At 73.3% G+C, this 24,841-nt stretch carries 18 protein-coding genes; 8 read left to right on the top strand and 10 right to left on the bottom strand.

Annotated features, from left to right (window positions below):
- Window positions 1-89 precede the first annotated feature (89 nt).
- On the top strand, window positions 90-1,916 hold the full coding sequence (locus tag AB0N04_RS13670; protein ID WP_360210912.1) for a phosphoenolpyruvate carboxykinase (GTP): 1,827 nt from the start codon (window positions 90-92) through the stop codon (window positions 1,914-1,916).
- 234 nt (window positions 1,917-2,150) lie between these two features.
- On the opposite strand, the gene AB0N04_RS13665 is transcribed toward AB0N04_RS13670, so the two are convergent.
- The gene (locus AB0N04_RS13665; RefSeq protein WP_360210910.1) at window positions 2,151-3,365 is read right to left on the bottom strand and encodes a pyridoxal phosphate-dependent aminotransferase; all 1,215 of its coding nucleotides are present in this window, start codon (window positions 3,363-3,365) and stop codon (window positions 2,151-2,153) included.
- A 99-nt stretch (window positions 3,366-3,464) separates the two neighbouring features.
- Window positions 3,465-4,178, bottom strand: a complete 714-nt coding sequence (locus AB0N04_RS13660) for a hypothetical protein (RefSeq protein ID WP_360210908.1) — start codon at window positions 4,176-4,178, stop codon at window positions 3,465-3,467.
- 96 nt (window positions 4,179-4,274) lie between these two features.
- Here AB0N04_RS13660 and AB0N04_RS13655 point away from each other — a divergent pair, with 96 nt between their 5' ends.
- On the top strand, window positions 4,275-4,985 hold the full coding sequence (locus AB0N04_RS13655; RefSeq protein ID WP_360210906.1) for a prepilin peptidase: 711 nt from the start codon (window positions 4,275-4,277) through the stop codon (window positions 4,983-4,985).
- A gap of 175 nt (window positions 4,986-5,160) precedes the next feature.
- Here the strand turns inward: AB0N04_RS13655 and AB0N04_RS13650 are convergent, their stop codons facing one another.
- Window positions 5,161-6,768, bottom strand: coding sequence for a glycosyl hydrolase family 18 protein (locus AB0N04_RS13650; protein ID WP_360210904.1), 1,608 nt, complete (start codon window positions 6,766-6,768; stop codon window positions 5,161-5,163).
- Between the two features lie 381 nt (window positions 6,769-7,149).
- Between AB0N04_RS13650 and AB0N04_RS13645 the strand changes: the two genes are divergently transcribed.
- The 4 genes from AB0N04_RS13645 (at window position 7,150) to AB0N04_RS13630 (ending at window position 12,745) form a co-directional block, all read left to right on the top strand.
- Entirely contained in the window at window positions 7,150-7,944 is a 795-nt protein-coding gene (locus tag AB0N04_RS13645; RefSeq protein WP_360210902.1) for an isoprenyl transferase, read from the top strand.
- A gap of 263 nt (window positions 7,945-8,207) precedes the next feature.
- Window positions 8,208-9,542: a PhoH family protein gene (locus AB0N04_RS13640; protein ID WP_360210900.1), complete on the top strand. Its 1,335-nt coding sequence runs from the start codon at window positions 8,208-8,210 to the stop codon at window positions 9,540-9,542.
- A 451-nt stretch (window positions 9,543-9,993) separates the two neighbouring features.
- Complete coding sequence (locus AB0N04_RS13635) at window positions 9,994-10,734, top strand: transglycosylase SLT domain-containing protein (protein ID WP_360210898.1); 741 nt, start codon at window positions 9,994-9,996, stop codon at window positions 10,732-10,734.
- Window positions 10,735-11,218: 484 nt separating this feature from the next.
- Window positions 11,219-12,745: an AI-2E family transporter gene (locus AB0N04_RS13630; RefSeq protein WP_360210896.1), complete on the top strand. Its 1,527-nt coding sequence runs from the start codon at window positions 11,219-11,221 to the stop codon at window positions 12,743-12,745.
- On the opposite strand, the gene AB0N04_RS13625 is transcribed toward AB0N04_RS13630, so the two are convergent.
- The 3 genes from AB0N04_RS13625 to AB0N04_RS13615 all read right to left on the bottom strand — a co-directional run bounded on the left by AB0N04_RS13625 (window position 12,732) and on the right by AB0N04_RS13615 (window position 14,369).
- Window positions 12,732-13,052 (bottom strand): hypothetical protein, encoded by a 321-nt coding sequence (locus AB0N04_RS13625; protein ID WP_360210894.1) that lies wholly within the window; start codon window positions 13,050-13,052, stop codon window positions 12,732-12,734. The two genes, AB0N04_RS13630 and AB0N04_RS13625, sit on opposite strands and share 14 nt — an antisense overlap.
- Before the next feature lie 219 nt (window positions 13,053-13,271).
- Window positions 13,272-13,814 (bottom strand): alkyl hydroperoxide reductase, encoded by a 543-nt coding sequence (locus tag AB0N04_RS13620; protein WP_360210892.1) that lies wholly within the window; start codon window positions 13,812-13,814, stop codon window positions 13,272-13,274.
- A 3-nt stretch (window positions 13,815-13,817) separates the two neighbouring features.
- Complete coding sequence (locus AB0N04_RS13615) at window positions 13,818-14,369, bottom strand: peroxiredoxin (protein WP_030397082.1); 552 nt, start codon at window positions 14,367-14,369, stop codon at window positions 13,818-13,820.
- A 190-nt stretch (window positions 14,370-14,559) separates the two neighbouring features.
- Between AB0N04_RS13615 and AB0N04_RS13610 the strand changes: the two genes are divergently transcribed.
- The gene (locus tag AB0N04_RS13610) at window positions 14,560-15,510 is read left to right on the top strand and encodes a LysR substrate-binding domain-containing protein (protein WP_360210890.1); all 951 of its coding nucleotides are present in this window, start codon (window positions 14,560-14,562) and stop codon (window positions 15,508-15,510) included.
- A 102-nt stretch (window positions 15,511-15,612) separates the two neighbouring features.
- On the opposite strand, the gene AB0N04_RS13605 is transcribed toward AB0N04_RS13610, so the two are convergent.
- Window positions 15,613-16,239 (bottom strand): TetR/AcrR family transcriptional regulator, encoded by a 627-nt coding sequence (locus tag AB0N04_RS13605; RefSeq protein WP_360210888.1) that lies wholly within the window; start codon window positions 16,237-16,239, stop codon window positions 15,613-15,615.
- A 154-nt stretch (window positions 16,240-16,393) separates the two neighbouring features.
- On the opposite strand from AB0N04_RS13605, the gene AB0N04_RS13600 reads away from it, so the two are divergent.
- Entirely contained in the window at window positions 16,394-18,574 is a 2,181-nt protein-coding gene (locus tag AB0N04_RS13600) for an MMPL family transporter (protein WP_360210886.1), read from the top strand.
- A 125-nt stretch (window positions 18,575-18,699) separates the two neighbouring features.
- On the opposite strand, the gene AB0N04_RS13595 is transcribed toward AB0N04_RS13600, so the two are convergent.
- The 3 genes from AB0N04_RS13595 to AB0N04_RS13585 form a co-directional block, all read right to left on the bottom strand.
- A complete protein-coding gene (locus AB0N04_RS13595; RefSeq protein WP_360210884.1) occupies window positions 18,700-20,541 on the bottom strand; it encodes an ATP-binding SpoIIE family protein phosphatase in 1,842 nt (613 codons plus the stop codon).
- Window positions 20,542-20,612: 71 nt separating this feature from the next.
- Window positions 20,613-21,311 carry a class I SAM-dependent methyltransferase gene (locus tag AB0N04_RS13590; protein WP_360210972.1) on the bottom strand — a complete coding sequence of 233 codons (699 nt, stop codon included), beginning with the start codon at window positions 21,309-21,311 and terminating at the stop codon, window positions 20,613-20,615.
- Between the two features lie 536 nt (window positions 21,312-21,847).
- On the bottom strand, window positions 21,848-24,817 hold the full coding sequence (locus tag AB0N04_RS13585) for a BTAD domain-containing putative transcriptional regulator (RefSeq protein WP_360210882.1): 2,970 nt from the start codon (window positions 24,815-24,817) through the stop codon (window positions 21,848-21,850).
- Window positions 24,818-24,841 lie beyond the last annotated feature (24 nt).

The raw sequence follows: 24,841 nt of genomic DNA, 5'->3' as shown, positions 1-24,841 counted from the left end.
TTCGGCCCCGAGGCCGGAGCTACGCTGCAAGCACCCTCAGACCCCCGCTACGCCATCTCCTCGCCGAGATGGCGTGAAACGGAGCGATCGTGTCGTACGAGATCTCTGCTCTCAGCGCCTCCGCGCCCACCCGTCACCAGCGCCTGCTGGCGTGGGTGAGCGAGATCGCCGAGCTCACCCAGCCGGACCGCGTCGAGTGGTGCGACGGCTCCGACGAGGAGTACCAGCGCCTCGCGGACCTGCTGGTGGCTCAGGGCACCTTCAAGAAGCTCAACGAGGAGAAGCGCCCCAACTCCTACTACGCCGCCTCGGACCCGACGGACGTGGCGCGCGTGGAGGACCGCACCTACATCTGCTCCGAGCAGGAGAAGGACGCCGGCCCGACCAACAACTGGAAGGCCCCCGCCGAGATGCGGGAGGTCTTCCAGGGCGAGAACGGCCTGTTCCGCGGTTCGATGAAGGGCCGCACGATGTACGTCGTGCCCTTCTCGATGGGCCCGGTCGGCTCCCCGCTGGCCGCCTACGGCGTCGAGATCACCGACTCCGCCTACGTCGCCGTGTCGATGCGCGTGATGACCCGCATGGGCACGGCCGTGCTGGATCAGCTCGGCGAGGACGGCGACTTCGTCAAGGCCGTGCACACCGTCGGCGCCCCGCTGGCCGAGGGCCAGGCGGACGTGCCGTGGCCGTGCAACAGCACCAAGTACATCTCGCACTTCCCGGAGAGCCGCGAGATCTGGTCCTTCGGCTCGGGCTACGGCGGCAACGCCCTGCTCGGCAAGAAGTGCTACGCGCTGCGCATCGCCTCGACCATGGCCCGCGACGAGGGCTGGCTGGCCGAGCACATGCTGATCCTCAAGCTGACCCCGCCGTCGGGCGAGGTCAAGTACGTCGCGGCCGCCTTCCCGTCGGCCTGCGGCAAGACCAACCTGGCGATGCTCCAGCCGACCGTCCCGGGCTGGAAGGTCGAGACGATCGGCGACGACATCGCCTGGATGCGCTTCGGCGCCGACGGCCGGCTCTACGCCATCAACCCCGAGGCCGGCTTCTTCGGCGTCGCCCCCGGCACCGGCGTGGACACCAACGCCAACGCCATCGACACCCTCTGGGGCAACACGGTCTTCACCAACGTCGCCCTCACCGACGACGGCGACGTGTGGTGGGAGGGCCTGACCGAGGAGCCCCCGGCGCACCTCACCGACTGGCGCGGCAACGACTGGACGCCGGAGTCCGGCACCCCGGCCGCCCACCCGAACGCCCGCTTCGCCGTCCCGGCCGCGCAGTGCCCGACCATCGCCCCCGAGTGGGAGGACCAGGCGGGCGTGCCGATCTCGGCGATCCTGTTCGGCGGCCGCCGCGCCACCGCCGTCCCGCTGGTGACGGAGTCCTTCGACTGGCAGCACGGCGTCTTCCTCGGCGCCAACATCGCCTCCGAGAAGACCGCCGCCGCCGAGGGCACCGTGGGCGAGCTGCGCCGCGACCCGTTCGCGATGCTGCCGTTCTGCGGCTACAACATGGGCGACTACTTCGCCCACTGGCTGAAGGTCGGCGCCCAGGCGGACGCCGCCAAGCTGCCGAAGATCTACTACGTCAACTGGTTCCGCAAGAACGCCGAGGGCTCGTTCGTCTGGCCCGGCTACGGCGAGAACAGCCGCGTGCTGAAGTGGATCGTCGAGCGCCTGGAGGGGACCGGCGACGGCGTCGAGACCCCGATCGGCGTGCTGCCGACCGTCGAGGGCTTCGACCTCGGCGGCCTGGACCTCTCGAAGGAGGACCTCGACCTGCTCTTCACCGTGGACGCCGACATCTGGCGCCAGGAGGCCGCACTCGTGCCGGCCCACCTGGAGCTGTTCGGCGAGCACACCCCGAAGGAGCTGTGGGACGAGTACCGGAGCCTGGTCGCGCGCCTCGGCTGAGCCTGAGCCTCAGCCGAGCGAGAGGCGGGGGCGCGGCACGAACCGCGCACCCGCCGAGCGACAGGACGGCCGGAGTTCCGCTGGACGGTCTTTCCCCGACCAAGGAGACCGTCCGGGCCGGAACTCCGGCCGTAGTGCTTTTCCGGGGCGCCCGCGGGGCGCCCCGCGGGCGTCGCCCGGGCGGGGTCCTCTCGAGGGGCGTCCTTTCGAGGGGCGTCCTCCGAGGCGGGTCCCTCAGGGCTGGGTGTAGCCGCTCAGGAAGTCGCCGATCCTGGTCACCGCGTCGGTGATCTCCTCCGCCCGCGGCAGGGTGACCAGCCGGAAGTGGTCCGGTTCGGGCCAGTTGAAGCCGGTGCCCTGGACCAGCAGGATGCGCTGGGAGCGCAGCAGGTCCAGCACCATCTGCGCGTCGTCCTTGATCTTGTAGACCTTGGGGTCCAGCCGGGGGAACGCGTACAGCGCGCCCTTGGGCTTGACGCAGCTGACCCCCGGGATCTCGTTGAGCAGCCGGTAGGCCGCGTCCCGCGAGGCCAGCAGCCGCCCGCCGGGCAGCACCAGGTCGCGGATCGACTGCCGGCCGCCGAGCGCGGCGGCCACCGCGTGCTGGGCGGGCATGTTGGCGCACAGCCGCATCGAGGCGAGCACGGTCAGGCCCTCGACGTAGCTGCGGGCCCGCTGCCGGTCGCCGGAGAGCACCATCCAGCCGGAGCGGAAGCCCGCGACCCGGTACGCCTTGGACAGGCCGTTGAAGGTGACGCAGAAGAGGTCGGGCGCGAGGGTGGCCAGCGGGACGTGCTCGGCGTCGTCGTAGAGGATCTTGTCGTAGATCTCGTCGGCGTAGACCACCAGCTGGTGCCGGCGGGCGATCTCGGCGATGCCCTCCAGCACCTCGCGCGGGTAGACCGCGCCGGTCGGGTTGTTCGGGTTGATCACCACGATGGCCCGGGTCCGGTCGGTGACCTTGGCCTCGATGTCGGCGAGGTCCGGGTACCACTCGGACTGCTCGTCGCAGCGGTAGTGCACCGCGGTGCCGCCGGCCAGCGAGACCGACGCCGTCCAGAGCGGGTAGTCCGGGGCCGGGACGAGCACCTCGTCGCCGTCGTCCAGCAGCGCGGTCATGGCGAGCTGGATCAGCTCCGAGACGCCGTTGCCGAGGAAGACGTCCTCGACGCTCAGCCCGTGCAGGCCGCGCTCCTCGTAGTGCATGACCACCGCGCGGCGCGCGGAGAGCAGGCCCTTGGAGTCGCCGTACCCGTGCGCGGACGCGAGGTTGCGCAGGATGTCCTGGAGGATCTCCGGCGGTGCCTCGAAGCCGAAGGTGGCGGGGTTCCCGGTGTTGAGCTTGAGGATGCGGTGGCCCTGTTCCTCCAGCCGCATCGCCTCGTCGAGCACCGGGCCGCGGATGTCGTAGCAGACATTGGCGAGCTTGCTGGACTGGATGACCTGCATGCCTGCCTACTTTAGGGGCACCTGCGGCACCTCGGCGCGCGTCCGGGGACACGCGCCGAGCCCGCTCGAACGGCCCCCTTGGATCGGCAGGCCGGGGTGTCAGCCGACCTTCCAAACCAGGGGCGCGGTGTCCAGGATGTTCCCGTACGTGAGGAAGCTGGGCGGGGTCTCGTTCGGAACGAGATAGACGGCACACAGCTTCACGGACTGCCCGTCGGCGAGTGGGACCAGCGACCGGGTGTCGCACTGCGGGATCGCCTTCTGCAGGGTCGCGGCCGGCAGCGCGCCCGCCGAGTGGTCCCGGGGCTTCACCCAGACCCGCATCATGTAGGCGTCCTCGCCCAGCGGGGCGCCGGTGCGGTTGGTGAAGGTGACGGTGACGTAGTAGGGGGTCTTGCCGTCGGTGCTCGCCGCGGGGAGGCGGAACGGGGCGATCTCGGCGGCGGTGCCCTTCACGACCGAGACGGCCGAGGCGTCCACCACCGAGCTCTTGCCGACGTAGCGGCCGGTGGCGCCGAGCGGCAGCGGGCGGTCGTAGCTCACCTGGGTGACGTTGCCGCCGCCGGCGGTCGCGGCCGGCTGCGGGCCGCCCCCGCCGGGCGGGGCGGAGGCCGCGGGTGAGGAGGCCGCCGGCGGGGGAGCGGCCGGGGCCGAGGAGGGGGCGGTGGCGGCGGGCGCGGTGGTCACGGCGACCGGCGCGGTCGGGTCGGCCACCGGGTCGGCGTTGTCCGGCCCGCAGGCCGACACCGCCAGGACGAGTGCCGCCGCCGGCAGGCCGGCCGCGAGCGCGCGGGTGGATCGGGTCTTCTTCACGGTCGTTCCCCCGTTGGATGATGTGGTCCGTGCGTCCCGCCCCGTCGCCGGGCGCCGCACGCCGTGCGGGCGCGATCGAGAGGGGGTGCGCCGGTGATGCTAGCCGCAGCCGGCGCGGTACTGGCCGGTTTTCTGGTGGCTCCGCTGGTGCGCGGCCTGGTCGCCCGGTTCGCCGTTCCCGAAGGTGAACCCTGGTGCGCTGCCTGTCCGTTGTGCGGGCGGGAGGTGCGCCTGCTGCCGCCGGGCGGGCGCTGCCCGGGCTGCCGGGGCCGGCTGGGCGCGGGCCCCTGGTCGGTGGAGCTGGTGGTGGCGGCCGTCGCCGTCGCGGTGGCGCGCGCGGCGGACGGGCCGTCGGCCGCGGCGCTGGGCTGGACGGCGGTGCTGGGCGTGGTGCTGGGGTTCGTCGACGCGCGGGTGCGCCGGCTGCCGTACCCGCTGACCCTGCCGCTGGCCGGCGGGGTGGCGGTGCTGCTGGCGGTGGCGGCGCTGGCGGAGGGGCGCCCCGGGGTGCTGCTGCGCTGCCTGCTGGCGGCCTGCACGGTCGGTGCGCTGCTCGAACTGGCCGTCTGGCTGAGAGCCCTGGGCCCGGGTGACTCCCCGTTGGGGTTCGCCCTGGGCGGGTTGCTCGGCTGGTTCGGGTGGCGTGCGGCGGCCGGCGGACTGCTGGCCGCGGTGGTGCTGGCCGGGCTCTGGGCGAGCCTGCGGGCCGCGGTGGAGCTGGCGCGCCGCCGGCCGGTGCGCGGACTCGACGTTCCGGTGGGGCCGTTCCTGCTGCTCGGCGCGCTGCTGGCGGTGCTGGCCGGGTAGCGACGGACACGGCGGGGCCCGCCGTACCGCGTGGGTACGGCGGGCCCCGCCGCCGGCGCGCGGGCTCCACCCTCGAGGAGCGGCGCGCCGCGGGCCTGTCCCCGGTGCCCCGTCCACCGGGTGCCCCCCGGTCCGCCCCGGGCGGACGACGGGGTGGGGCGACAGGCCCCGGGAATTACGGCATCTTGTGGACGAACGGGCCGACCGCGTTGGAGAACGCGTTGCCGTTGTTGGCGTCCCAGTTGGTGGACCAGGTCATCGCGCCGCGGATGGTCGGCCACTTGGCCGGCGGGACGAAGCTTCCGCAGTTGTTGCCGGTGGCCAGGCAGTCCAGCGCGTTGTTCACCACGGTCGGCGAGACGTAGCCGCCGCCGGCCGCCCGGGTGGAGGCGGGGACGCCGATGCCGACCTGGTCGGGCCGCAGGCCGCCCTGGATGTGGGTGCAGACCTGCGAGGTGATGAAGTCGATGGTGCCCTGGTTGTAGACCTTGCCGTCGCAGCCGTTCATGCCGCCCGAGTTGTAGAACTGGGTGTTGACGACGGTGAGGATGTCCTTGGTGTTCAGCGCCAGCTGGAAGTAGGCGCCGGCGGTGCTGTACATCCCGATGGTCTCGGGCGCCATGGTCAGGACGAAGCCGGGGCCGACCTTGGCCTGCAGGGCGTGCAGCGCGTTGCCGAGCGGGCCGGCCTGGACGCCGTTCTCCAGGTCGACGTCGATGCCGTCGAAGCCGTAGTCCTTGATGATCGCGTAGGCGCTGTTGACGAAGTTGTTCCCGGCGGTGGCGTCGCCGACGGTGATCGCCCCGTTCTGGCCGCCGATGGAGAGGATCACCTTCTTTCCGGCCGCCTGCTTGGCCTTGACGTCGGCGCGGAACTGCGCGTCGGTGTAGCCGCCGAGGGCCTTGGACAGGCCCGGGTCCAGGGTGAAGCTGATCGCGCCGGTCTGGGTGGGCACGGCGTCGGCGAAGGAGACCGCGATGATGTCGTAGGCGCTCTGGACGTCGCTCAGGCGCTGCGGGGTCGAGTTGTTGTCGAAGTTCTGCCAGTAGCCGGTGACCGCGTGCGCGGGCAGGCCGGTGACCGGCGGGGTGGTGGCGGTCGCGGTGGCGGTGGGGGTCGGCGTCGCGGTCTGGGTGGGGGTCGCGGTGGCCGTCGGGGTCGGCGTGGCCGTCTTCGTCGGCGTGGCGGTGGCGGTGGCGGTGGCCGTCGGCGACGGGGTGGGGGTGGCGGTCGGGCTCGGCGTGGAGGTGCCGCCCGGGCCGGCCAGTGCGACGTCGTCGGCGAGGTAGGCGCTCTGGCCGTACCAGCCGTGCAGGTAGACGGTGACGCTGGTCGCGCTGGCGCCGGTGGTGAAGGTGGTGGACAGCTGGTTCCAGCTGTTCTGGTTCGACCAGGTCGACGGGTCGGTGCCGCCGGTGCCGCGGGCCCCGAGGTAGACGTACGGGCCCTGGACCCACGCGCTCAGCGTGTAGCTGGTGTTGGGCAGCACGCTGATGGTCTGGGTGCACTCGGCGGTGTCGCCGGCGCCCGGGGTGGCCTGCAGCGCGCCGGTGCCGGAGTGGACCGGGGAGGACACCGTGGTGGCGGCGCCGGCGCAGTTCCAGCCGCCGAGCCCGCCGTCGAAGCCGCCGTTGGTGACCAGGTTGCCGACCGCGGCGTTGGCGCCCCCGGCGAAGAGGGCCAGACCGCCGCCGGCCAGGGCGAGGGCGGTGGCGCCGGCCGCGACGGCCGGGAGGGTGCTGCGCCGGCGCTTGTGCGCGGGCTGGTTCAGCGAACGGGCCATGGGGTGACGCTCCTGGGGGAGGAGCGGCCGCCGCGGTGGGGGGCGCGGCGGCCGCGTGTGGGGGAGGGGAGGTCCGCGATGGGGCTCGGGTGGGACGGGATCCGTGGGGTTCGTTCCGTCCTGGGTCACAAGCTGGACTAGACCATTGCGGGTCGTCAAGCATCGGGCGGTCGGCTTACGGGTCCCTTAAGGATTCGGAGACCGTTCCGTGTCCGCCGACGAACCATCCCCGGCCGAGCCCGGCGCGCCCGCCGGAACAGACTCCGCACAGGACCGTGACCAGACCGCTACCTGCGGCTTTACCGTGCGCCTGCCTGCCGGAGTAGGCTGCGCCGGGGTGGTGACGCACCAGCTGAACGAGTACGGAGGGGTCCGGAAAACATGGGTCTGCGCGATGTCGCCGAACGGACGCCTGGGCTGCGCACCCTGCTGGGCGGGATGTACGGGCTCTACGGCCGCCGGGTCGAGGTCCACCTGGCCCGCACCCCGCACCACATCGGCGTGATCCTCGACGGCAACCGCCGCTGGGCGAAGGCGACCGGCGGCTCCACCGCCTACGGCCACCAGCGCGGCGCCGACAAGATCAGCGAGTTCCTCGGCTGGTGCGACGAGACGCACGTCAAGGTCGTCACCCTGTGGATGCTCTCCACCGACAACCTGGACCGGCCGGCCGACGAGCTCGTGCCGCTGCTCGGGATCATCGAGGACGCCGTCACCGGCCTGGCCTCCGCCCGCCGCTGGAAGGTCCACCCCGTCGGCGCGCTGGACCTGCTCCCGCAGCACACCGCCGACGTGCTCAAGCGCGCCGCCGACGAGACCGCCGACATCGACGGCATCACCGTCAACGTCGCCGTCGGCTACGGCGGCCGGCACGAGATCGCCGACGCCGTCCGCTCGCTGCTCCAGGAGCACGCCGGGCGCGGCACCTCGATCGAGGAGCTGGCGGAGATCCTCGACGTCGAGCACATCGCCGAGCACCTCTACACCCGCAACCAGCCCGACCCCGACCTGATCATCCGCACCTCGGGCGAGCAGCGCCTGTCCGGCTTCCTGCTCTGGCAGAGCGCGCACAGCGAGTTCTACTTCTGCGAGGCGTACTGGCCGGCCTTCCGCAAGGTCGACTTCCTGCGGGCGCTGCGCGCCTACGAGCAGCGGAACCGCCGCCTCGGCCTGTAGCGGCCCGACCAGGGGATCCGGCCTCCGGGGCCCGCGGCCGGGCTCCCCGGGGCGGGTCGGCGCGAAGTGACCGCCGTAGGGCTGGCCTACCCCCACGCGGCGCGAGGCCAAACGTTCACCGGCAATGATCCGTCAGTTCGCCGGGGACGCGAATGCACCGCCCCTCGCCTGGGAATACTCCACTCAGTCCGGTCCCGAGGCCACCGGGGCAGCGGGGGCCGGCATGCCGCGGATGACGCAGGGTCATCCGCTCTGGAGGCCTAGTGGTCAGTTCCAAGAGCCGCCGGACACCAGACCGGCGCACGTACGTTCTCGACACCAGCGTGCTCCTCGCGGACCCGCTCGCCATGACCCGCTTCGACGAGCACGAGGTCGTCCTGCCGGTGGTCGTCGTCACCGAGCTGGAGGCCAAGCGGCACCATCCGGAGCTGGGCTACTTCGCCCGCCAGGCGCTGCGGCTGCTCGACGACTACCGCATCCGCCACGGCCGGCTCGACGAGCCGATCCCGGTCGGAGAGCTCGGCGGCACCATCAGGGTCGAGCTCAACCACTCCGACCTGTCGATACTGCCGGCCGGCTACCGGTCCGGCGGGGGCGAGGCGGACACCCGGATCCTCGCGGTCGCCCGCAACCTGCAGGCCGAGGGGTACGACGTCACCGTCGTCTCCAAGGACCTGCCGCTGCGGATCAAGGCCAGCTCGGTGGGCCTGCTCGCCGAGGAGTACCGGGCCGAGCTCGCGATCACCTCCGGCTGGACGGGCATGTCCGAGCTGCACGTCCAGGCCGATCAGGTGGACGCGCTGTTCGCGGCCGGCCACGACGCCGCGGTGGACGTCGAGGGGGCCGCCGAACTCCCGGTCCACACCGGGCTGGTGCTCACCTCGGAACGCGGCCGGGCGCTCGGCCGGGTGACGGGCGACGGCAGGGTCCGGCTGGTGCGCGGCGAGCGGGAGGCGTTCGGGCTGCGCGGGCGCAGCGCCGAGCAGCGGGTGGCCTTGGACCTGCTGCTCGACCCGGACGTCGGGATCGTCTCGATGGGCGGCCGGGCGGGCACCGGCAAGTCCGCCCTGGCGCTGTGCGCCGGTCTGGAGGCGGTGCTGGAGCGGGGGCAGCACCGCAAGGTGATGGTCTTCCGGCCGTTGTACGCGGTCGGCGGGCAGGAGCTCGGCTACCTGCCGGGTTCCGAGACGGAGAAGATGAGCCCCTGGGCGCAGGCGGTCTTCGACACCCTCTCCGCCGTCACCACCCCGGACGTGATCGAGGAGGTCATCTCCCGGGGGATGCTGGAGGTGCTGCCGCTGACCCACATCCGGGGGCGCTCGCTGCACGACGCCTTCGTGATCGTGGACGAGGCCCAGTCGCTGGAGCGCAACGTCCTGCTGACGGTGCTGTCCCGGATCGGCCAGGGGTCGCGGGTGGTGCTCACCCACGACGTGGCGCAGCGGGACAACCTCCGGGTCGGCCGCTACGACGGCGTGGTGGCGGTGGTGGAGAAGCTGAAGGGGCATCCACTCTTCGCGCACATCACGCTCACGCGCTCGGAGCGTTCGCCGATCGCGGCGCTGGTCACGGAGATGCTGGAGGACATCAGCCCGTGATTCCGCCCTGATCGGGGCATAGTAGGACAATAAGGTCAACTCATGGCGTGGGGCCCGCTCCTGACGGAGCGGGCCCCCGTCCCTTTCATCACATCGAGTGCTTTCTGTCCGGAGAACTCCCGTGCGGTGAATGTGACATGCGCCACGCGGGCGGGAATTGCGTCGACAGTGCCGGGTACGGCATGGTGAGGGTTCTGTCAGGCCCCGCGTACGGTGCGGCAGGGCTTCCGGACCCCGGAAGTCAGGCCCCGGATGGTCCACCAACTCCGGTCGGTGGACAGACAATTGAACACCGATGAGCCGTACGCCGCCCGATTCCAACGCCCGGTCGCCTCACCTCGGCCGGACGCCGGGCCAGCACCTCCCGTGACCAGAGCACCTGCGGAGGTCAGTGCCAAGGGGCATGTTGCGCCCGCACGGTCACGCGTGGGCGATGCTGGAAGGAATCCATGTGACTCGGATCTCGGTCCGGGGAGTCGCTGTGGCCTCCGCCACCGCCGTCACCGCAGTCGGTGCCGTCGTGGGTGTGGCCTCGGGCAGCGAGGGCAAGACGACGCAGACGGTCGACGTCGCCGGCGCGACCCTGCTTGCCGAAGTCCCCTCTGGCGCCCAGGCGCAGACCATCAGTGACAACATCGGCCAGCAGGCCTCCGCCCAGCAGGCCTCGGCCGACGCTGCGGCCAAGGCCGCCGCCGAGCAGAAGGCCGCCGAGGAGGCCGCGCGCCAGAAGGCCGCCGCGGACGCCCAGGCGAAGGCCGACGCCCAGGCCAAGGCCGACGCGGAGAAGGCGGCCAAGGCCGCCGACGACAAGCGCAAGGCCGACGAGGCCGCCGCGAACCGCTCCAAGGCCCGGTCGGCGATGGCCGCCGTCGACAGCAGCACCCCGCCCGTCTCGGTGAGCCCCGGCTCCGTCCAGGACACCGCGCGGCAGATCGTCGGCGACGACACCCAGTTCCAGTGCTTCAGCCAGATCGTGAAGCGCGAGAGCGGCTGGGACTACACCGCGACCAACAAGAGCTCCGGTGCGTACGGTCTGGTCCAGGCGCTGCCCGGCACCAAGATGGCCTCCGCCGGTGCCGACTGGCGCACCAACCCCGCCACCCAGATCAAGTGGGGTCTGAGCTACATGAACAGCCGCTACGGCAGCCCCTGCGGCGCCTGGTCGTTCTGGCAGGCCCACAACTGGTACTAGGAGCACCGCCGCCACGGCGTGCACTTTCGACGGCCCCCGGCCGTCCGTCCTTCGGGGCGGGCGGCCGGGGGTCGTCGCGTCGTGCGGCCGTCGGAGCCGCCGGGCCCTCGGGGCGGAGTCGGGCCGCGCCGCCCGGGCTGCGCTGACCAGTGCGCCCACGGGCGGTGCGGGCCCGGGTGCGGACGCGGGGCGCGGGAAGGGGTCCTGGTTGCTTCCCGCACCGGCCGGTCCGCCGACGGTTGGCTCGCGGGGGCGACTCCGTGTTCCCCGGGGTCTCGCCCGACTCCTCCCCCGCGCTGCGCATCCGAAACCATCTGAAACCTGGTCTTTTGTCCAGTTTTGCCGGTGAGATTGTTCGGGCCGAACCCACCGGCGGCCGGACTCCCCGGGCCACCGCCGGGTAGCGTCATCCCTGACGGCCGTGGCGGGACCCACGGCGTTCCGCCGGCGGCGGCGGTTCGGCAGGGGAGCGGCGGTAACGGGGATGGCACGGGGCGGAAAGGCCTTCAAGGCCGTGGCCAAGGGCATGGCCGTGGTGGCGAGCGCGGCCGCCGTCATCGAACGGCGCCGGCGCGCCGCGATGGCGGCCGACCCGCACGAGCTCGCCGTCCCCGAACTGGCGGGCGCGCCCGAGCCCGTTCCGGCCCCCCGGATCGAACCCGCCCGGCCCGCGGACCTGCCGCCGGCCCCGGCCCAGGCCCCCGCGTCGGCCGGAGCCGCGCCCACCGTGGCCCCCGTCGCCCCCGTGCCGGTCGCGCACGCCGGGCTCGGGCGGGAGTACCACCCCGGCCGGCCCGCCACCCCCGCCGAGGCGGTGCCGTGGAGCCTTCGGGTGGCCGCCGAGTCGACCTGGCGGCTGCTGCTGCTCGGCGCCGCGCTCTACGCCGTCTTCTACATCGTCGACATGCTGCGGCTGGTCGCCTTCGCGGTGCTGGCCTCCCTGCTGATCTCCGCGCTGCTGGAGCCCTCGGTCTCCTGGCTGCGCCGGCGCGGGGTGCCGCGCTCGCTGGCGGCGGGCGGGGTGTTCCTCAGCGGCCTGGCCGGCATCGGCCTGGTCGGCTGGTTCGTGGTCTGGCAGGTGACGACCAACCTGTCCAAGGTGACCACCCAGGTCAAGGACGGCGTCAACCAGCTGCGCGACTGGATGATCACCGGGCCGCTGCACCTGACCCAGCAGCAGATCACCGACTTCGCGAACCAGATCACCAAGGCCATCACCACCAACACCGACCAGCTGACCTCGGCCTCGATCACCGGTGCCCAGATCGCCGTCGAGGTGCTGACGGCGGTGCTGATGACCTTCTTCACCACCTTCTTCTTCCTCTACGACGGCGGCCGGATCTGGAACTGGGCGCTGCGCGGCCTGCCCAGGCACTCCCGGTTCGCGATGGCGGGGGCCGGGCCCAAGGCCTGGGCGACGCTCACCGCGTACGTCCGCGGCACCGTCTGCGTGGCCTTCATCGACGCGGTCTGCATCGGCGTCGGGATCGACCTGCTCGGCGTGCCGCTGGCGATGCCGCTGGCCGTGATCATCTTCCTGGGCGCCTTCGTCCCGCTGGTCGGCGCCCTGGTCACCGGGACGGTGGCGGTGCTGATCGCCCTGGTCACCCAGGGGCCGTGGACGGCGCTGATGGTGCTGGTCGTGCTGGTCGCGGTGATGCAGATCGAGAGCCACATCCTCCAGCCGCTGATCCTCGGCCGCGCGGTGCGGGTGCACCCGCTGGGCGTGGTGCTCGGCGTCGCGGCGGGCGGCATCATCGGCGGCATCGGCGGAGCGGTGGTCGCCGTCCCGCTGATCGCCGTCACCAACACCGTGGTCACCCACCTGCGCCGCCGCAACGAGGCGGGGCAGGAGGTCTTCACCGCGCTGGAGGCCGCCCGGGAGGCGGCCGGCCGCAGCGCCGCGGCGAACGCGTCGGGCCCGTCGGGTCCGAACGCCTCCGGCGCGGACTCCGCGGCCGGGCACCCGCCCACCGCGCACCCGGAGGCGGCGCCGGTCACCAGCCCCTGAGGACCGGGACGAACGGCACCGCGAGGACGCCCAGCAGGGCGGCCTCGCCGACCAGGGCCACCCGCACCGCGCGGGCCCGGGTGCGGGCGGGGGTGAACGCGGTGAGGGCCCAGCCGAGGAGGGCCCCGCCCAGCGGGCCGGCCACGGGGGCGAGCAGGCCGAGGGCGACGACCGGGCCGTGGCCGAAGTCGGTCCAGATGAACGCGATCGGCAGCCACATCCCGATCGCGACCGCGACCAGGCCCCACGAGATCCAGGCGAAGGTCGGCCAGGCCGAGCCGGGCGGCAGTTCCCTCAGGTCGGACACGGTGTTGTTCTCCCCCCGGAGTCGATCTTCCGTTGCCTACACGCCGGTTCCGGCCGCCCCGGTTCCGGTCGGCCGGCTCCGGTCCGGGACCGCTCGGGCCGCGGCCGGGGGCGGTCCGGGGGCGGTCCGGACCGGGCCCGGGAACCGTCCGGGAACGCCGACGGGCCCCTTCCGGACGCGGTGTCCGGAAGGGGCCCGTCGGGCCGGGTGCACGATCCGTCAGGCGTCGACGGTGGCGAGGGCGGCCTCGGCGTCGAGGACGCCGGCCACGGCCTGCAGCACGGCGGCGATCTTCATCGAGGCCTGGACGACCTCGCGCTCCACGCCGGCCTTGCGCAGCACGGCCTCGTGCGAGTCGAGGCACTGGCCGCAGCCGTTGATGGCCGAGACCGCGAAGCACCAGAGCTCGAAGTCGACCTTCTCGACGCCCGGGGTGCCGATGATGTTCATCCGCAGACCGGCCCGCATCGTGCTGTACTCCTTGTCGGAGAGCAGGTGCAGGGTCCGGTAGTAGACGTTGTTCATCCCCATGATCGCGGCCGCGCCCTTGGCGGCGGTGTACGCCTCCGGGGAGAGGTTGGCCTTCGCCTCGGGCTCCAGCTCGCGCAGCAGGCCGGCGCTACGGGTGGCCATCGCGCAGGACAGCACGGTGCCCCAGAGCTGCTGGGCGGGGAGGTCGGAGTTGCCGATGACCGAGCCCAGGTTGAGCTTGAGGTCCTTGGCGTAGTCCGGGAGGGCGGCCTTGAGGTCGTCGAGGGCCATGGGTCAGCCCGCCAGCAGGGCCTGGGCGTCGAGGGTGTCCTCGCCCTTGGTCCAGTTGCACGGGCACAGCTCGTCGGTCTGCAGGGCGTCGAGCACCCGCAGGACCTCCTTGGGGTTACGGCCGACGGAGCCGGCGGTCACCATGACGAACTGGATCTCGTTGTTCGGGTCGACGATGAACACCGCGCGCTGGGCGGTGCCGTCGGCGGCCTCGACGCCGCAGGCGCGCATCAGGTCGTGCTTGACGTCGGCCAGCATCGGGAAGGGCAGGTCGCGCAGGTCCTTGTGGTCCTTGCGCCAGGCGTGGTGCACGAACTCGGAGTCGCCGGAGACGCCGAGGATCTGGGCGTCGCGGTCGGCGAACTCGTCGTTCAGCTTGCCGAACGCGGCGATCTCGGTCGGGCAGACGAAGGTGAAGTCCATCGGCCAGAAGAAGACGATCTTCCACTTGCCCTCGTAGGACTTGTGGTTGATCTCGGCGAAGGCGTTCGCGGCGTCCAGGTCGACGCAGGCGTTGAGTTCGAACTCGGGGAACTTGTCACCGATCGTGAGCACGTTCGCTTCTCCTGAAGTGAGATGAGGGGCGTTTGTCCGGATTCCGGACACGTCCTACGTTTCCACATCGTGGACTGATCGGGGAAATAGCTAGACTGGATGTGTCTGATCGGAGATGGCTATCAGTACCGAACCTCCCACGTCCAAGCCCCGCAGTCGCCGTCCCGCCGCCGCGAGACCCGAGCGGCCTGTGGCGAGCGCCACAACCCGCAGCCCCCGGACGCCGACCGTCGCCCAGCTCAGGGCCTTCGTCGCGGTCGCCGAGCACCGGCACTTCCGGGAGGCCGCGGCGGCCACCGGGACGAGCCAGCCGGCCCTGTCCGGCGCGGTCGCCGCGCTCGAGGAGGCGCTAGGCGCGCAGCTCGTCGAGCGTACGACGCGCAAGGTGATCGTCACCCCACTAGGGGAGCGGGTACACGCGCACGCACGCCGGGTGCTGGCCTCGCTGCAGGCCCTCACCGAGGAGGTCGAAGCCGCCCGCCGGCCCTTCACCGGCCCCCTGCACCTCGGCGTCATCCCGACCGTCGCGCCCTACCTGCTGCCCACGGTGCTGCGGCTGGTCCGCGACCGCTTCCCGGAGCTGGAGCTGCACGTCCACGAGGAGCGCACCCCCCCGCTGCTGGAGGGGCTGGCCGCCGGACGCCTCGACGTCCTGCTGCTCGCGCTCCCGGCCGGCGGCGCCTCGCCGACCCGGGACATCCCGCTGTTCGACGAGGACTTCGTGCTGGTCACCCCGCCCGGGCACCCGCTCGCCGGGCGGATCGACGTCCCGCGCGACGTCCTGCTCGACCTGGACGTGCTGCTGCTGGAGGAGGGGCACTGCCTGCGTGACCAGGCCCTCGACATCTGCCGGGAGGTCGGCGCCGACCCGTCCGGCTCCACCACCCGTGCGGCGGGGCTGTCCACCCTCGTCCAGCTGGTCGCCGGAGGGCTCGGCGTGACCCTGCTGCCCGCCACCGCGCTGGACGTCGAGGCGGGCCGCACCGACCGGCTGGCCGCCGTCCGCTTCGCCGCGCCGGCGCCCGGCCGCCGGATCGGCCTGGCCACCCGGCCGGGCTCGGCGCGCAGTGCCGAGTACGAGCGCTTCGGTGCCGCGCTGCGCGAGGTGCTGGCCGACCTCCCGGTCCGGATCGCCTCCTGACGCTGCGCCCGGCGCCGGGGCTGTCGGCGCGCGCCCGGCGCCCGGGCTGCCGACGCGGGGCCGGCGCCGGGGCTGTCGACGCGCGGCCGGCGCCGGGCGGGTCTAGCGGATCGCGGCCGGGGCGCCCAGGCAGAGCCCGACGGTGGTGGCCACCAGAAGGTCGAGGGCGCGCAGGGTGTCCTGGTCGGGCTGCTCGCCGGGAGCGCGCAGGGCCAGGTAGCGGTCGGTCAGGCCGTCGAAGCCGGTGAGGAAGTGGACGGCGATCTCCCGGGCGGGCATCGCCAGGTCGAGGCCGTGCGCCTCGGCGAGTGCGGTGAGCATCTCCGCCGCGGTGCCCTCGATCCCGTGCTGGAGCGCCCGCATGATCTCCTGCAGGTCCGGGTCGCGCATCGCCAGTGCGGCGAACTCGCTCAGCAGCACGCAGCGCCCGTCCTCGCCGGTCGAGCTCTCCCAGAGTGCGTGGACCAGCGTCCCGACCTGCTCGCCGAAGGTGCCGTCGCCCGGGTAGGCGGCGCGGACGTGGCCGATGAACTCCGCGGTCAGCTGCTCGACCACGGCCCGGTAGAGGTCCTTCTTGGTGCCGAAGGTGTAGTGCACCGTGGCCTGGGCCACGCCCAGCTCGGCCGCGATCGCCCGGGTGCTGCCGGCGGCGACGCCCTCCCGGGTCATCAGGTCGAGGGCGGCCTGGACCAGTTGCGGGCGGCGTTCGGAGGCGGGGACGTGAGCCATCCAGCCAGGGTAGCGCCATGGTCGGTCAACCGCGTCGAATGATTCTGTCGATCGATCCTGTCGGTCAACTTGGTCACCCGACAAACTTGCGCGTACGGTGGGACGCGACCGTCCAGGCGCCCGCCTGCCCGACGACCTGACCGAGGGGTCACCCATGGCCACGTACCTGTACCGACTGGGCCGCCACTGCTTCCGGCGGAGACGGGCCGTGCTGGCCGTCTGGATCGCCGTGCTGATCGCGATCGGCGGGGCCGCGGGAGCGTTCGCCGGGAAGACCAGCGACGAGTTCAAGGTGCCGGGCACCGAGGCGCAGACCACCCTGGACCGGATCAAGGACACCTTCCCGGAGCAGGGCCACGGCTCCGCCCAGGTGGTCTTCGCCGCCCCCGCCCCCGGCGGCGCCACCGCACCCGGGGCCGGCCGGGCCGTCAGCGAGGCGGTCGGCCGGATCGCCGCCGTCCCGGGCGTCGCCGCCGTGCCCGACCCGTACGCCACCGGCGCCGTCTCGCCGGACGGCCGGGTCGTGATCGCCCTGGTCTCCTTCGACCACAAGCTCGCCGACGTCACCGACCAGCAGCGCGAGGCCGTCCGGGCCGCCGCCGAACCGGCCCGCTCGGCCGGGCTGGACGTCGCCTTCGGCGGCGACGCCTACAACCGGATGGCCCAGGTCGACGGCGGCGAGGCGGTCGGCCTGGCCGTCGCCGGAGTCGTCCTGGTGGTCACCCTCGGCTCGCTGGTCGCCGCCGGTCTGCCGCTGCTGACCGCGCTGGTCGGGGTCGGCGTCGCGATGGCCGGGATCATGGCGCTGTCCGGCTCCTTCGAGATCATCACCACCGCCCCGGTGCTGGCCCTGATGGTCGGCCTCGCCGTCGGCATCGACTACGCGCTGTTCATCCTCTCCCGCCACCGCCGCCACCTCGACGAAGAGCTGGAGCCCGAGGAGGCCGCCGCCCGGGCCACCGCCACCGCGGGCAGCGCGGTCGTCTTCGCCGGCCTGACCGTGGTCGTCGCGCTCGCCGGACTCGCCGTCGCCGGCGTCCCGTTCCTCACCGTGATGGGCCTGGCCGCCTCCGGCGCCGTCGTGGTGGCCGTCCTGGTCGCGGTCACCCTGCTGCCCGCGCTGCTCGGCTTCGCCGGCCGCGCCATCGACCGGCTCCCGGTGTGGCGGCGGGCGCTGCGCACCGGTGGCCGCACCACCCTGGGCGAGCGCTGGGCCCGCTTCGTGGTCCGTCGCCCGCTGGCCGTGCTGCTCGTCGGTCTGGCGGGCCTGGGCGCCCTCGCGGTGCCCGCCGCGAGCCTCAGCCTGGGACTGCCGGGCGGTGGCTCGATGGCGGCCGGCACCGACGCGCGCAAGGCCTACGACCTGGTCGGCGGCAGTTTCGGGCCGGGCTTCAACGCCCCGCTGGTGGTCGTGGTGGACGCCCACGGCACCCCGCAGCCGCAGCAGGCGGTCCAGGGCGTCGCGGCGAAGCTGCAGACCCTCCCGGGCGTCCAGACGCTGCTGCCCCCGTCCGCGGACGGCACCGGCCGCACCGCGCTGCTGACCGTCATCCCGCGGACCGGCCCGGACCACGCCGACACCAGGGCCCTGGTCAACGAGATCCGCGACCAGCGCGCTCCGCTGCGGGCCGCGACCGGCGCGGACATCGCCGTCACCGGCACGACCGCCGCCAACATCGACGTCTCCACCAAGCTCGGCCAGGCCCTGCCGCCGTTCCTCGCGGTGATCGTCGGGATCGCGGTGGTGCTGCTGGCCCTGGCGTTCCGCTCGGTGCTCGTTCCGCTGAAGGCGGTGGCCGGCTTCCTGCTCAGCGTCACGGCCTCGCTCGGCGCGGTCGTCGCGGTCTACCAGTGGGGCTGGCTGGACGGCCTGATCGACGTGCCGAAGGTCGGGCCGGTGGTGAGCTTCGTGCCGATCCTGCTGATCGGCGTGCTGTTCGGGCTGGCGATGGACTACGAGCTGTTCCTGGTCTCCGGGATGAAGGAGCAGTACGTCCACGGCAAGGCGCCGCGCGAGGCCGTGGTGGCCGGGGTGCGGGGCGGCGCCCGGGTGGTCACGGCCGCCGCGCTGATCATGGTGTCGGTGTTCGGCTCGTTCGTCTTCGGCCACGACCCGATCGTCCAGCCGATCGGCTTCGCCCTCGCGGTGGGCGTGCTGGTGGACGCGTTCGTGGTGCGGATGGCGCTGGTGCCGGCCGCGATGGCGCTGTTCGGCCGGGCCGCCTGGTGGTTCCCGAAGCGGCTGGAGCGGGTCGTGCCGCGGGTCGACATGGAGGGTGAGCAGCTGGTCGCGCAGCTGGAGCGGCGGCCCGCGGAGGAGCCGGTCCGGGTCTGAGCGGGCGCCGGCGGCTGGGCTTGCGCGGCGCTGTCGGAGGCCGGGCGGGTGCGCCGCTGTCGGAGGCCGGGGGCCGGGTCCGAGTCGGCGCCGGGGCGCTCGGGCGGTCGCGGCCGCCCGGGCGCTCAGCCCTGCGGCAACCGCTGCTCGAACCAGACCACCTTGCCGGTGCCCAGCCGGGTGGCCCCCCAGCGGTCCGCGCACCTGGCCACGATCTGCAGCCCGCGGCCGCGCTCGTCGTCCGGCCCGGTCCGGCGCGGCCGCGGCAGCAGCGGGCTGTCGTCGCCGACCTCGCAGCGCAGCCGGGTGGTGCGCACCAGGCTCAGGGTCACCGGCCGGGTCGCGTGCTGGACGGCGTTGGTCACCAGCTCGCTGACCATCAGCTCGGTCGCCTCGCTGAGCGAGCCGAGCCCCCAGCGGCGCAGCGTGTGCGCGGCCAGCCGACGGGCCCGGCCGGGCGTCTCGTTGCGCGGCTGCAGGTACCAGTGGGCGACGTCCCCGGCCGGGATGCCGTCGAAGCAGGCGCCGAGCAGGGCGATGTCGTCGCCGCGGTCGCCCGGCGGCAGGATCCGCAGCGCCTCCTGGCAGAGCTGTTCGGGGGCCTGCCAGCGGGCGGCGGCGATCCGGGCGCGGAGCACCTCCAGGCCGTCGCTGATCGCCCGGGTGCGGGTCTCCACCAGGCCGTCGGTGAACAGCAGCAGGGCCGATCCGGGCGGTGCGGGCAGCTCGACGGAGTTGAAGTCCACGCCGCCGACCCCGATCGGCGCCCCGGAGTCCAGCTCCACCAACTCGGCCGTCCCGTCCGGTCGGACGAGCACCGGCGGGACGTGCCCGGCGTTGGCCAGCACCACCCGGTTGGCGATCGGGTCGTACACCGCGTACACGCAGGTCGCCAGGTGCTGCTCGCGGCCGAGCCGCTGGGCCTGCTCGTCCAGGTGGTAGAGCACCTCGTGCGGCGGCAGGTCGAGGGCGGCCAAGGTCTGTGCGCTGGTGCGCAGTTGGCCCATGATGGCGGCCGAGGTGAGTGAGTGGCCCATCACGTCGCCGACGATCAGGGCGACCCGGTTGCCGGGCAGCGGCACGGCGTCGTACCAGTCGCCGCCGACCTGCGCGCCGCGCTCGCCCGGCAGGTAGCGCTGGGCGATCCGGACACCGTGCGGCTGCGGCAGCCGCAACGGCAGCATGCTGCGCTGGAGTTCGTTGGCTATCTCCCACTCGCGGGCGTACCGCAGTGCGGTGTCCACGGCCAGCCCGGCCTGGGTCGCGAGGTGCGCGGCGGTCGCGGTGTCGGCGGCGTCGAAGCCCGGCCGGCCGGTGCGTTCAGGGGGCCGGCGGATCAGCACCAGCAGGCCGAGGACGGCCTTGCGGCCGCGCAGCGGCAGCGCCAGCACCGAGGTGCCGGGTGCCAGCCGGGCCGGCCCGCGGGTGCCGTACAGCTCGCGCAACAGCGTCGCGGTGCGCTCGGCGCCGGGGCTGCCGAGCACCGCGGGCTCGGCGGGACGCCTGCTGAGCAGGGTGTGCGCGAGCACTCCGCCGCGGGTCACCGGGGTGGCCGGGCCGGTGTCGGCGGTCGAGCGGAAGCCGTAGCGGGACCGGTTCCGCTCGTCGACGCCGCCGGGCCGCCCGCGCCGTCCGATCCGGGTGCCGGTGCTGTGGTGGATCCGCAGTTCGTCCGGGAAGCCCGGTTCGCGCTCGACGTTGGGCAGCGGGTCGCGCAGGTGGATCACGGCGGCGTCGGCCAGCGTGGGGACCAGCACCCGGCCGATGTTGCGCAGCGTCGCGGACAGGTCGAGCGCGCTGTTGATCCGGCGGGTCGCCGAGTCGAGGTAGCCGAGGCGGTCCGCCACGTCGTCGCGGGCCGGCCCGGCGGCGGCCGGTGGGAGGGCGCCGGGCGCGGCCGGCTCGGCGCCCCGCGGGTGCGGGAGGGCAGGCGACTGTCCGGCCTCTGGTTTGAGCTGGTCGCGCACGGCTGCCTGTCCTGGACTCGAGGGGTGCTGTGAGGTGTGGTGCTGGCTGGCTTTCCTGGTCCCGCGGTCGATCAGCCGACGCGTCGACAGCACAGGAACAGCTGTTCCTCCGGCGGCAGCGTGGTACTGGCCGGCGCGTACGGGTGCCCCGAGCACTCCTCGACGGAGAAGCCCGCCGCGACCAGAACCCGCTCCAGATCCTCCCTCAGATACCCACTGATCCGCAGCTCTCTGCCAAGGAACGGAAGCGGAACGTGATCCAGGTCGGCCTCGACCATGCCGAGCGCCAGCAGGCCGCCCGGCCGCAGGAGTTCGCGCAGCCGCCCGAGCACCGTCGGGATCTCGTCCTGGGGCAGCAGGATCAGCGAGAAGAACGCGGTGACGGCGGCGAACCCGCCCCGGCCCGAGGGCCCCAGCCCGGGGGCGCCCCAGACCCGCTCGGCGCGCTCGGTGGCCAGATCGAAGAGGTCGATGCGATGGAACACCGGCGGGTGCTCGCCGGGGTATCGGGCCTCCGCGGCCAGGGTGAGCATCACGTCCGAGAGGTCCACCCCGGTGACCCGCAGGCCGCCGGCGGTGAGCTGGCGGACCGTCGGCTCACCCGTCCCGCAGCCGACGTCCAGGACCGGGGCGCCCGGTTCGAGCTCGGCCAGCAGCCGCTGCCCGCAGGCCAACTGGCCGTCCTTCGCCGGGAAGGCGTCGCCGTACCCGGCTCCGATGGTGTCGAAGGCGACCGCCTGGAGGGCCCGCGCGGCCCGGCGCCGCCGCAGGTCGGGATCGTCGTCACCCGCGTCCTCGTCGACGGGGAACGCGTCGGATATCTGTCCGGTCGTCACGATTGAGAGGCACCCTTCCACCCGTGGCCTCCGGGCGGCTGCACGCGGCCGCACGGGTCCGGGCCGCCGTCCGCCCCGGCGCCCGCCCTGCCTCGCCGGCCCACACGGTGTCGGCAGACACTCGTGTGTGTACTGGCATCCGAGAATATGCGCGATCACCGTGCCATGGGGTCCCTTTCCGGCCAACTCGTCATGCTTGGGCCGGTGTGGACGGGCTTGCGGAAGCACGACGGTGCGGGCCAGGGTGGTGCGGACCGGCGCCGCACGCCGCATGGCGCGCCGTGGTGAGGCCGCTGACCTGCGATGCCGCCGATCCGCAGGCTGACAATCGGACGTTTATCGAACGTCAATCGCCCCGGTGCAGAGTGGAGTCCAGCGCCGGGGAAGCGTTGAGGGCGCTCCCGCAGCCGGGGGGCTGCGGGAGCGCCGACGCGCGGATCGGGGGAGGAACTCCGCTGGGGGGCGGAGGCCTACGGCGCGGGGGGAGGGGAAGGGAGGGGCTCGGTGTGCTGTCGTTCGATGAGGGCCGCCACGGGGGAGGCCTCAGGCACACCGAGCCGCGTGAAGATCGCGTGCGCCTCCTGCAGACACGCCAGCCCGCGCGCGGGCTGCGCGAGCGCCAGCAGCGCCTCGCCGAGCGCGGCGTTCGCCAGGCCCTGGCAGTAGGCGGAATCCATCTCCCGGCCGATCGCGAGTGACTCCTCGGCCGCCTCGGCCGCCTCCGCGTGCTGACGTGCGGAGAGGAGGGCGGAGGAGAGCCGGGCCAGTGTGTACCCCTCCCAGAGGACGTTCTGCTGGGACCGGTACAGCTGGTGGGCCTCGCGCAGGTGCGGTACGGCGTCACCGGCGGTGAGCACCACCCCGAGCTGGTAGAGGGTGTGGGCGAGGCAGGGGCCGTTCTCGGACTTCCGGGCTGCGGCGACGCCGTCGGTCGCGGACTGGATCGCCGTCTCCGTCATGCCCAGCCGGTTCTGCACCCGGGCGATGTTGCTGATCAGTCTGGCCTCGCCGATCGCCGTGCCGACGATCCGGCTGATGGCGAGGGCCTGTTCGAGGAACGGCAGGGCCTCGGCCGTGCGGTTGCCGACGCTGAGGATCCACCCGAGCGTGTTGGCCGTGGCCAGGCGGAGGACGGTCGCGTCGTCCGGGGCCTGGAAGCCGAGGCTCCGGAGGAGGGACTGCTCGGCGCCGTGGAAGTCGCTGGTCACCGACTGCAGCGTGCCGAGCGCGAAGTGCACCCGGGCGAGCGCGGCCGCGTCGTCGCGCAGCTCCGAGTCGCCGCCCGTGATCTCCAGGATCCGCCGGACCCGGGGGCCGTGCGTCGGGTCGGGGCCGAGTCCGTAGAGGAGGATCAGCAGGTCGATCGCCGACCGCTGCAGGGCGACGGGCCCGTTGGCGGCGGCTTCGATGGCGCTGAGCAGCAGGGCGCCCTCCGTACGGAGCCAGTCCTGAGCGGACGCGCCGGTCGGGAGGCTGAGCCCCGGTGAGACGAGGGTGGTGAGCAGTTCCGGCAGCGGGTCGTCCGGCTCGATGGCCTGGGCGGCGTTGTGGACGGTCGGGATCAGCAGGTCGAGGAGCCGGAGGACGGCCTGCTCCTGGTCCCCGGAGTCCCCGATCCGCTCGTTCTGCCGCTGGGCGTAGAGCCGGAGGAGGTCGTGGTACCGGTAGCGGCCGGGCGTGAAGCACTCCAGCATGTTGGCTTCGACCAGTGCTTCGGTGAGGTCCTCGGCGGTGTCCTCGTCCACGCCGAGCAACGCCGCGGCTGCCGCGAGGGGTATGTCGGGCGCGTCGATCAGGGAGAGCAGCCGAAAGGCCCGGGCCTCGGGAACGGAGAGCTGTCCGTACCCGAGCCCGATCGTGGTCTCCACGGCGAGGTTGCCGAGTTGCAGTTCGTCCAGGCGCCTGCGCTGGTCGGCTAACAGCCGAGCCAGGTCGGAAACGCTCCACCGGGGGCGACTGGCCAACCGTGCTGCGGCGATCCGGACCGCGAGCGGAAGGAACCCGCAGGCGGTGACGACCGCCATGGCCGCCTCCGGTTCGGCGGCCACCCGTTGTTCCCCGACGATGGCGGAGAACAGCGACAGTGCCTCTTCAGGAGTCAGCTCCTCGACGTCGAACAGCTGCGCCCCGGGGATCCCGGCCAGCCGGGACCTGCTGGTGGCGAGCACCGCACAGCCGGAGACGCCGGGGATGAGGGGCCGGATCTGCTCGGCGTCCCGCGCGTTGTCCAGCAGGATGAGCATGCGTCGGCCGGCGAGCTGCGACCGGTAGAGGGCTGCTCGTTGTTCGAGTGAGTCGGGGTTCTCGGTGACCCCGAGCGCGTGGAGGAAGTCGCCCAGGACGACGACGGGGTCGGCCGGGGAGGCGCCGGCTCCGCGCAGGTCGACGTACAGCTGCCCGTCCGGGAAGTCGGACCTGACGCGGTGGGCGACGTGGACGGCGAGCGTGGTCTTCCCGACTCCGCCGATTCCTGCCAGGGAGGTCACCAGCACCGCCTGGCCGGTGGCGTTCATCAGGACGGTGGAGAGGTCGGACACCAGATCGGTCCGCCCGCTGAAGTCCGAGACATCGGCGGGGAGTTGCGCCGGTGCCGGTGGTCCGGCCGGGCTCTCCTCGCGGGCCGCCCCGTCGGCCGTCGAGACTGGGAGTGCCAGCGCGGGATCGGCGGCGAGGATGCGCGCGTGCATGGCCGACAGGCCGGCGCCGGGTTCCACGCCCAGCTCGTCGATGAGCAGCTTCCGCGTGTCGGTGTAGACGCCCAGGGCCTCGGCCTGCCGCCCGCAGCGGTACAGCGCCAGCATGAGCAGTTCACGGAGTCGCTCGCGCAGGGGGTGTTCGGCGGTCAGGCCGTTGAGCTCGCCGACGATCTCGGCGTGCAGCCCGATGTCGAGGGCGGCGGCGCACAGGTCCTCGGACGCGGCGACCTGACGTTCGGCCAGTCGCAGCCGCTGGCTCTCGGCGTAGGGTCCCGGGATGCCCGTGAGCGGGCGGCCGCTGAACAGGCCGAGGGCCTGGACCAGCAGGCGGTGGGCCTCGGACTTGTTGCCGGCGGCCCGGGCGGACGTCGCCTCGGCGGAGAGCCGTTCGAAGACCGTCAGATCGACTGCTTCGCCGGGGATCCGCAGGGCGTATCCGTCCGCGACCGAGACCAGGAGCTCGGCGGGCGCCCGTACTTCGCGGCGCGGCTCGATGACGGCCCGCAGCCGGGAGACGTAGGTGCGGAGCGCGGCCACGGCCTGTGCCGGCGGGCGGTCGCCCCAGAGCGCGTCGACGAGGTCCTGCGTGGTGACCGGGCGCCCGGCGTGGAGGAGGAGCGTGCTCAGAACGGCTTGTTGTTGCGGGGAGCCGAGGGAGACGGGCTTGTCGTCGAGCCAGGCCTGGACCGGGCCGAGGACCTGGAAGCGCAGCGCAGGTGCCGGCGGCGTCTCCCGAAACTCCATGAAGTCCCCCGATGGCCTGTGGTG

The sequence above is a fragment of the Kitasatospora sp. NPDC051702 genome, assembly GCF_040681575.1.
Taxonomy (GTDB): Bacteria; Actinomycetota; Actinomycetes; order Streptomycetales; family Streptomycetaceae; genus Kitasatospora.
The sequence above is the reverse complement of the archived record's forward strand: the minus strand, read 5'-3'. Positions and strand labels throughout refer to the sequence as shown.